We start from the raw sequence: 1,984 nt of genomic DNA, 5'->3' as shown, positions 1-1,984 counted from the left end.
ATTCTTGATTGAAGCGCCTAACTTTTGTACGCATGTTTTTCATAGGTGATGATGTATTAAACTGAATCATGCGTCCCAAAGTCCATTGCTCATACCACGCTACACCATACAACTCATGGTCACTTAAACTTGAAATAAGTAACTTTATTTCATTAACCGTAGACTCAAGTTCAATAAGTAAATCATCGTATTTCCAGCTACGATACTCATCGTGGAAGCTTTCAGCGAGCAAGCCCAATTGATTCCATTTGTAGCCTGTTTCCGGAAAATCTACATGTTGATTTTGAGATTTTAAACGATACCATTTAAGTACAAGCTTCCCCCAACCAATCAAATAAGCCACGGTATCACTAACGCTAATGAGGGTACCTTTGACGTTTCCCTCTACACCTGATTTGCGAACATTACTTTCTGGAGTTAAACGATAGTCAGCCATAAGTTTCGGAAATATCGAGTTTATAGCAAGCTCCAATTCATCCTTATTTCTTGGTACAGAAGACATTTTGACCTCCATTCACATAACGCCCTGTTAAGGTGTGAGCAACGCAACACCGATGTTTCCGCATACCACCTTAACCACAAAACCTAACGCATAGTAAAAATGCCACGCGTTGCGAATCACTCTTAAACAGTTTGTTAGGGCAATTTGAACCCCTTGCGCTTTTGAGATATTTTTTTCGAAAGCTCTAAGATGCCTATTTTGTCTCGCAAAGCATCAATTACAATACGAGCTGTAATTGCTCCTAAATAAACTCCAGAAACGATGCCTGTGATTAAAGGTGATAAGTTGAATATTTCTTCGGAACCCAATGCTTTAACATATGCCAAGTAGAGCATGATGATAGCTGGAACAATACCCAGTTTATCAACAATTCCAACAAGGAAACCTACCCTCGATTCTAAATACCTGATGCGATCCTCAAAGAGGACCTTAACGCAGTCTATGCTGTCATCACCGAAGGTTGAAATTTCTTCCGCGACTATATAGTCCGACCGATATCTTTCATTTATATCTTTTAAAGTTTCTTTTGTTGCACCCACAAAGAAGCGAACTGTAGAAATGAATGAGGACAATGAATACAGTACAAGAAATGCAAAAAAAGCAAATAACGATATGTAAGAGGTGGTAGCGTCACCTAATAGAGCTGCAATCAAAGCAATAGCTAAAGATACAACGCCCGCCAGAAATGAGAGTGCTTCCATTTTATTGGCAATAAAAAAGTTCTTAACATCGTTTAGTGCACTCTCTTTCGATATAAAGCATTCAATGATCGCACCAATATCATCACTGTTCAAAATATACTCCTATTGCCCTAACGCCCAATTAAGGGGTGAGCAACGCTACCACCCAACCTAACGCATTGTACCGTAAACACTAAATTTGAAGTAGAAGCAAAAATGCCAAGCGTTGGGAATCCCTCTTAAATTGCTTGTTATGTGATTTTTACCGTGAATTTAAAGTAAACCACCGTAGAAATGAAGAGATTTGAATAAGTTACGTACAAAAACGATGCTGACCAAAACCTAAATTTCACAGCGATCTGAGCCAAAGAGCGCCACTTGCAGAATCAACAACAAAGAAAGCGCCCTTTCAGCCACAACAAAACCTTTTACTTCACCAGACTTTCAGTGCTGAATGTCAGCAAGCAAATCAGTCAAAAAGACATTTCAATTAAAGCGACTTGAAACTGACGAAATTCAACACAACCCAGATCGAAAACTCAATTGAGGCAACCCAAGAGACTTGGACGTGACCAATTGAAGCTCTTTCACGAACTCATTTCGACCAAGCCAACTTGCCGAAAATACGGAACAAATTCTCAATGAAATCGTAGCTTTGACCTTAAAAACCCATCAAACACATAACGCTGCGTTAAGTGGTGAGCAACGCGACCACAATCCTAAACCATTGCGCCTTAAACACAAAACTCAACCTAGAGCCGAAACTCCCAAGCGTTGGGAATCCGTCTTAAACGCCTAGTTA

2 protein-coding genes are annotated in these 1,984 nt (G+C 39.7%); both read right to left on the bottom strand.

Features of this window, described 5'->3' with window-relative positions; genetic code table 11:
* Positions 1-502: ClbS/DfsB family four-helix bundle protein (locus tag EYW48_RS20985; protein WP_277433026.1), on the bottom strand; the 502-nt coding region annotated here is incomplete at its 3' end.
* 134 nt (positions 503-636) lie between these two features.
* The gene (locus tag EYW48_RS20975; protein ID WP_061065189.1) at positions 637-1,296 is read right to left on the bottom strand and encodes a hypothetical protein; all 660 of its coding nucleotides are present in this window, start codon (positions 1,294-1,296) and stop codon (positions 637-639) included.
* Between the last annotated feature and the right edge of the window lie 688 nt (positions 1,297-1,984).

The organism is Vibrio sp. 1180_3, from assembly GCF_029478545.1.
GTDB classification, from domain to species: domain Bacteria; phylum Pseudomonadota; class Gammaproteobacteria; order Enterobacterales; family Vibrionaceae; genus Vibrio; species Vibrio aestuarianus.
This window is presented reverse-complemented; position numbering and strand designations above follow the sequence as displayed.